Annotated in this window: 8 protein-coding genes; 7 read left to right on the top strand and 1 reads right to left on the bottom strand. The window is 51.2% G+C overall.

Annotation, left to right across the window (positions count from 1 at the left end):
• A partial coding sequence (locus BN3659_RS11245) for a Clp protease N-terminal domain-containing protein (protein ID WP_317041656.1) occupies positions 1 to 626 on the bottom strand: 626 nt, incomplete at its 3' end.
• A 241-nt stretch (positions 627 to 867) separates the two neighbouring features.
• Between BN3659_RS11245 and BN3659_RS11240 the strand changes: the two genes are divergently transcribed.
• The 7 genes from BN3659_RS11240 (at position 868) to BN3659_RS11210 (ending at position 6,322) form a co-directional block, all read left to right on the top strand.
• Positions 868 to 2,169 (top strand): C10 family peptidase, encoded by a 1,302-nt coding sequence (locus BN3659_RS11240; RefSeq protein ID WP_171847760.1) that lies wholly within the window; start codon positions 868 to 870, stop codon positions 2,167 to 2,169.
• A 13-nt stretch (positions 2,170 to 2,182) separates the two neighbouring features.
• On the top strand, positions 2,183 to 2,812 hold the full coding sequence (locus BN3659_RS11235; RefSeq protein ID WP_141682574.1) for a hypothetical protein: 630 nt from the start codon (positions 2,183 to 2,185) through the stop codon (positions 2,810 to 2,812).
• 31 nt (positions 2,813 to 2,843) lie between these two features.
• Positions 2,844 to 3,491: a hypothetical protein gene (locus BN3659_RS11230; protein ID WP_091537037.1), complete on the top strand. Its 648-nt coding sequence runs from the start codon at positions 2,844 to 2,846 to the stop codon at positions 3,489 to 3,491.
• 31 nt (positions 3,492 to 3,522) lie between these two features.
• On the top strand, positions 3,523 to 4,332 hold the full coding sequence (locus BN3659_RS11225; RefSeq protein ID WP_091537035.1) for a hypothetical protein: 810 nt from the start codon (positions 3,523 to 3,525) through the stop codon (positions 4,330 to 4,332).
• An 81-nt stretch (positions 4,333 to 4,413) separates the two neighbouring features.
• Entirely contained in the window at positions 4,414 to 4,800 is a 387-nt protein-coding gene (locus BN3659_RS11220; RefSeq protein ID WP_091537034.1) for a DUF1573 domain-containing protein, read from the top strand.
• A gap of 12 nt (positions 4,801 to 4,812) precedes the next feature.
• Positions 4,813 to 5,634 (top strand): TlpA family protein disulfide reductase, encoded by an 822-nt coding sequence (locus BN3659_RS11215; RefSeq protein WP_091537032.1) that lies wholly within the window; start codon positions 4,813 to 4,815, stop codon positions 5,632 to 5,634.
• 19 nt (positions 5,635 to 5,653) lie between these two features.
• Positions 5,654 to 6,322, top strand: a complete 669-nt coding sequence (locus tag BN3659_RS11210) for a bacteriocin fulvocin C-related protein (RefSeq protein WP_091537031.1) — start codon at positions 5,654 to 5,656, stop codon at positions 6,320 to 6,322.
• Positions 6,323 to 6,363 lie beyond the last annotated feature (41 nt).

The following is a 6,363-nucleotide window of genomic DNA, read 5'->3' as shown; positions in this document are numbered from 1 at the left end:
ACACCCGCCTCGCCGACGAGGATCGGGTTGTTTTTCGTGCGTCGCGTCAAAATCTGAAGCACGCGCCGGATCTCCTCGTCGCGGCCGATCACGGGATCGAGCTTGCCCGAGCGGGCCATCTCGTTGAGGTTGACGGCATACTTCCCGAGGGCATCGAACTCTTTCTCGGCCGTGGGCGAATCGACCGTCGCACCTTTGCGGAACGTACGGATCGCCTCCAGCAGCTCCTTTTCGGTGGCGCCCGCACGTTTGAGCAGATCCGCAGCCGCACCCCTCTCGGCGATCAGACCGAGCAGCAGGTGCTCCACCGAAGCGTATTTGTCGCCGAAATTGCGGGTGAAATCCACGGCCCGCTGGATCGCTTTCGACGAATCGGTCGAAAAGAACGGATCGCCGCCGCCCTCGACGCGCGGCAGCGACGCCACGGCACGCGACGCCTCGTCGCGCAGACCGCGGACGTTGACGCCCACGCGCCCCAGCAGGAACGACGCGAGCGAATCGTCCTCGCGCACGAGCACCGCGAGCAGATGCATCGGCTCCACGGCCTGCTGTCCGTGCTGCTTCGCAAGCGACACCGCACCTTGCAGCGCCTCCTGCGCTTTAATTGTCAAACTGTTGATATTCATATTTTTTCTGTTTTTGTTATTTTCCGGTTTTCAACCTCATCCTCCGCAAAACGCCTGCCAATCGCCCTTCGCACGACACGCTGACAGATTCGGAGCCGGAATGTCATATCCTGTCATCGAAACCGGACGGCATCGTGTCATTTTGTCGGTTTTAAGCCCGGGTATGATACGATTCAAGCCGATTGTCTTACCGGACTTACCGAAATTAGTATTATATTTGTATACACCTAAAAAAACGCCTATGAAAAAGTTTCTCTTTTTCCTCCCCGTTTTCCTGTCCATGGCAGCGGGAGGATGTACCCGAAACGAAGAATCGTTCGAAACGTCTTCTCGAACGACACATGTCCCCACAGAGGCTACCCCCATACAAGAGGCGCTCTCCGATCTGCGGCAGCAGTTGGGAGCCATGCGCAACTCCACCCGCAGCGCCGCATTCGATGCGGAAACCATCGCCGTACTACGCCGCAGCGACTTCGGCGCCGCCACCCGCAGCGACGCCGCAGAGGGCGGGGATTCGCTCGCTTACATCGTCAATTTCGCGGACGGAGGCTATGCCATCCTCGGCGCCGATCCGCATCTGCCGTCGGTCGTGGCCATCGTCGGCAAGGGCGAAATGACGCCGGGGACACTGGTTGCGGCCAAACGGAACGTCGACAGCGGCGAACAGGTCGACACGCCGACCTATGTCGATGCGCTCGTGGCCAATTACATCCTGCGCTCGGCGGACGATCCGACGCCCGCAGCCCGCATTTCGGGCGAATGGGTCATCGAGGAGCACCAGCCCTCGTTCGTGAAGACGAAGTGGGGGCAGGGAAGTACCAAATTCGATACCGACAGCCTATATAACAAATATTGCATCAATGATGCAGGACAGTTGTGCAAAGCCGGTTGTGTAGCCATTGCCATGACACAAATTTTACTGCATAACCACAAAACATTCGGTAAAGGCCCTCGCAGCATCACCGGCATGCCGCTCGACTGGACGAAGTTGGACGCTGCAGCAGGATATGAAGACCTGGCGGATGCACCTGCGGATATACAGGATCACGCGGCACGATTTATCCACGAAGTCGGATTGGCAGTGGACATGGATTATGGGATATACGAATCGATCTCTGGAAAAAATTTCGTTCTTGCTTTCATGAAATCACAGGCCATGAACAGAATATATACGAATCCGCAAATTGTCAAAGTTCCGTGTTCCTATTACGAAGATTACCCTTATGACACTGATCCTATTTTGAAAATGCCTATGACCGAATACGCAGACCGTTACATCCGTCCGATGATTTGCTATCAAAAAATTCCGATCTTTATGGAGGGCTCCGACGGGTGGTATGAACAACCGGGAGGACATGCGTGGTTAATCGACGGCTGGATGCGTAAAACTCGATCGGCAGCACCCGCCGGCGAAGAGTATATTGCGGATTATGTATATTGCAACTACGGTTGGAACGGTGATGGGGATGGCCTTTATGCCTTCGGTACCTTTAAAAATAACTACAATTATTACAATAATATAATAAACTATCGCCTTTATTAAAATCGGATGCTTTATGATAAGTAAATTCAACATAAGTTGGCTGGCAGCCGTCATGCTGCTGGCTGCCGCTTGCAGCGATGACAAACCCGCTCCCGCTCCCGACCCTCAGTCTCTCGAACTCAAAACGGTCATCGACGGAAAATATTGGAGTTCGACCGAATCTTTTATCTACGAGAAAAACGGAGAAGAGATCGTCGACAGAAAATCGTCGTTAGCCGCTCTGCACTGGGACACCGACAGACGATCCCTTCTGGGCGTCTTTTCCTTTCGGACAGACGATTCGTCGATCGACACGTACGACCTGACGCCGTACGATCCTTCCGAGGAGAGCGAATTGCTGCTGTATCGCGGACTTTACAGTTTGGCTTCGGACGGCAAGACGGTGCGTCTGACGGCCAACGATCCGGAAATCGCACAGAAAAACGTTTATGCGGGCATGACCCTGCAACTTCGTTCGATCGCGGAGGACTGCGCCGAATTCGATATGGAGATCAACGATTTCGTCAGACAGCAGTGGGCCGATATATTCGAGGAATCGCCCGTTGCGATTACAAAGATTCGCGTAACATGGCGTATGCTTACTGACGATCAGATCGCAGAATACCGCAATTTCCAAGACCCGATCGTCGTATTCCCCGAATAAATCGAAAAATTCATCAAAAAATTCCGCCTCTATGAAAACCTCTTATTTTTTCGGTTGGCTGGCAGCCGTCGTGCTGCTGGCTGCCGCTTGCAGCGACGACGATCCGATCCCGCAGCCGGAACCCAAACTCGAACTGAAGAGTGTGATCGCAGGGAAATACTGGGTCTCGGACTCCTCCTTTACTTACATTACGGATGGAATAGAAAAAGTCGATACAATCACTTCGTTGCAGGATCTCCGGGCCGATATGGGGCTTGCATTCTATCCGGACCTCTATTTGGGGGTTTTCCATTGCAGCGAAGACGGGACGGCCATAGATAAATATTATGTAACACCCTATACCGGCGATTCCGAAGGCGAGAAGTTATTGGTTTACCGCGGACTTTACAGCCTCTTCCTGAATCCGAACGCGAATACCATTCGGTTGAGTGCCAACGATCCGGAGACTGCCGGGCGAAATATTTACGAGGGCATGACCTTGCGGCTCCGCTCTTTGGCAGAGGATCGCGTCGAATTCGACATGGATATCAACGAATTCGTCCGGAAGGATTGGGCGCCTATTCTGGACGAGGCTGTCGCGCCGATCACAGGGATCCGTGTGGTTTGGAAATCGCTTACCGAAGAAAAGGCTGCGGAATATCACGATTTCCAAGACCCGATCGTCGTGTTCCCCGAATAAATCGAAAAATTCATCAAAAAATTCCGCCTCTATGAAAACCTCTTATTTTTTCGGTTGGCTGGCAGCCGTCGTACTGCTGGCTGCCGCTTGCAGCGACGACAAACCCGCTCCCGCTCCCGACCCTCAGTCTCTCGAACTCAAAACGGTCATCGACGGAAAATATTGGAGTTCGACCGAATCTTTTATCTACGAGAAAAACGGAGAAGAGATCGTCGACAGAAAATCGTCGTTAGCCGCTCTGCACTGGGACACCGACAGACGATCCCTTCTGGGCGTCTTTTCCTTTCGGACAGACGATTCGTCGATCGACACGTACGACCTGACGCCGTACGATCCTTCCGAGGAGAGCGAATTGCTGCTGTATCGCGGACTTTACAGTTTGGCTTCGGACGGCAAGACGGTGCGTCTGACGGCCAACGATCCGGAAATCGCACAGAAAAACGTTTATGCGGGCATGACCCTGCAACTTCGTTCGATCGCGGAGGACTGCGCCGAATTCGATATGGAGATCAACGATTTCGTCAGACAGCAGTGGGCCGATATATTCGAGGAATCGCCCGTTGCGATTACAAAGATTCGCGTAACATGGCGTATGCTTACTGACGATCAGATCGCAGAATACCGCAATTTCCAAGACCCGATCGTCGTATTCCCGAATAGAGGGACAGATACGTCGACGGTGTTCGGCCGCCGCATGGATTCGCGTATTTCAAGAAGCTGTCCGACGAACTCCGGACAGCTTCTTTCTATTTCATACCCCCGCCCGAAACAGGCGATTCCCCGAAAGGAAAAAACAAATCAGGCACTCTTCATTTCGACACCATATATCGTATCTCGCTGATATTCGACGCATAAACACCTATTATACAATTTTTTATTGGATTTCTTTGTTATATTTTAATCTAATGGTAACTTTGTACATATGAAGAAGACAGCACTCCTCATTCTTTTAACAATAGGCTCTCTCTTGGCCCATGCTCAACAGCCTCCGGCTGAAGGCGGAGCTGTCCTCGGGTTTGAGACAGCAAAAATTGATTTAGGAAAAGTATCGAAAGACGAACCCAAAATTATTAAGTTCGTATATTCAAATACGGGGACGAAACCGCTCCTCATCACCAATGTCGATGTATCATGCGGGTGCATCGCTCCCGAATGGTCCAAACAACCCTTACTACCCGATCGGCAGGATGCGATCACGGTTCGGTTCGACCCCCGAACCAAACAGGGGTATACCTTATTGAGTCTTTATGTCAAATCGAACTCCGCCAACGGATTGCAAATCGTACGCATTCAGGCTGAGGTCGAATAATCACAACCGCTTATGAAAAAAACATTGTTGTTTTTCGGAATCGTCCTTGCATTTCTGATTGTCGATTTCGCATCCGCCCCTTTGCGGATGATCCACTACGTCTTGGCAAGTATCGTCGGCTTCACGACGCTTTTCGCGCTGGAAGGCTTCGTACTGCATCGCTGCAAAAGCCTCCGGCCCCGGACGATCCTGCTGGCTTCCCTGTTGGGATTCGCCATCCTCAATCTGCCGGGTAGGTTTATGCATGGAGTAAGCGCATCATGGCCCGACTTTTTAGTACGGCTGATAAGTATTTTGCTCGCCTATCTGTTTTTCACGGTCCACCGGAAAACATGGAAAACAACAATCGGCATAATCAGCTGCTTGTTGCTTATAAGTGTTTATCCGATTACTGTGAAATGGATCGATTATCTGAATTACGACACGTTCGACGGTCGTTCGCAAAAGCCGGTTCCGATCGAGTCGATGCCTGTAAAAGAGATACAGGGGCAAACGGCCTCCCGTCGCTTCGATCCCGAAAAAACCTACGTGCTCTATTTCTGGACGAACCGTTGCGGATATTGCCACAAATACCTCCCCGATTTCCTGCAATTGTACGAACAATACGGCTCGCAGCAGAATGACATGCGCTTTCTGGCGGTCAATCCGCTGGATGCTCCCGCCGAGGAAAACTTCGTCCGCTCGCAAAGCGATATTCCCTGTTTCTACACCACGCGGGCCTTTGCCGACAGGCTCGGCATCAAAGGCTTTCCGGCGGTCGTCGTCATTCGGGACAACCGGACGGTCTTCTTCGGAAGCACGACAATGGTCAAAAAATTTCTAAAAAACAACTAACCTTTTAAAACTATAATTTATGAAAAAATTCTATCTATTCTACGGCTTAATAATTTCATTATCAATGTTTTCTTGTGCAAAAGAGGAAAGTTACAGTTGCAACAAAGAGGTCGATGCTTGGGTCAAAGAACATCTCGACGAAGTCCGCAGCATGACGCGGTCCGAGTGGAACGAACTCGATCCTGCCGTAAGTCGTGCATGTTATATCGCATTCACGCCTCAACAAAAAGCACGATTCTGGGACCTCAAAATGCAGCAGGTACTCGCACTTGAATGGACGGAAGCCGAACGCACGCATATTGCCGAATTACGCTCATTCATCCGCTCGAATCCCTATATATTCGAACCGGAAAAACTTTATAGCGACGAATTGTACGACAAATTCGACCGATTTATGTACGAATGGAATGAAAAAGCGCAGTCGGAATTGGGATGGTCAAAGCAACTGGTCGGTGCGATTGCAGCCTCAGGATACGATATTGTCAACAAAACGGGTACGGCAAGAATCGGAGGTCAAACGGACTTTAGTCCGGGATGGGGAAATAAAATTCCGGACTGCAATTGTAACAAAAACCACGATTTCTGCGACGGCAATACGATTTGTACAGATGATCCCTGCACAGAATCTTACCACGGGTGCGGCTGGGTCTGGACCCAAAAATGCGACGGTTTATGCGGAATGAAGTAGTTGCAAACCTATTTCCCTTTCGGGCAGCGCTTCGGACGCTG

Source organism: Alistipes sp. CHKCI003, from assembly GCF_900021155.1.
Taxonomy (GTDB): domain Bacteria; phylum Bacteroidota; class Bacteroidia; order Bacteroidales; family Rikenellaceae; genus Alistipes; species Alistipes excrementavium.
The sequence above is the reverse complement of the archived record's forward strand: the minus strand, read 5'-3'. Positions and strand labels throughout refer to the sequence as shown.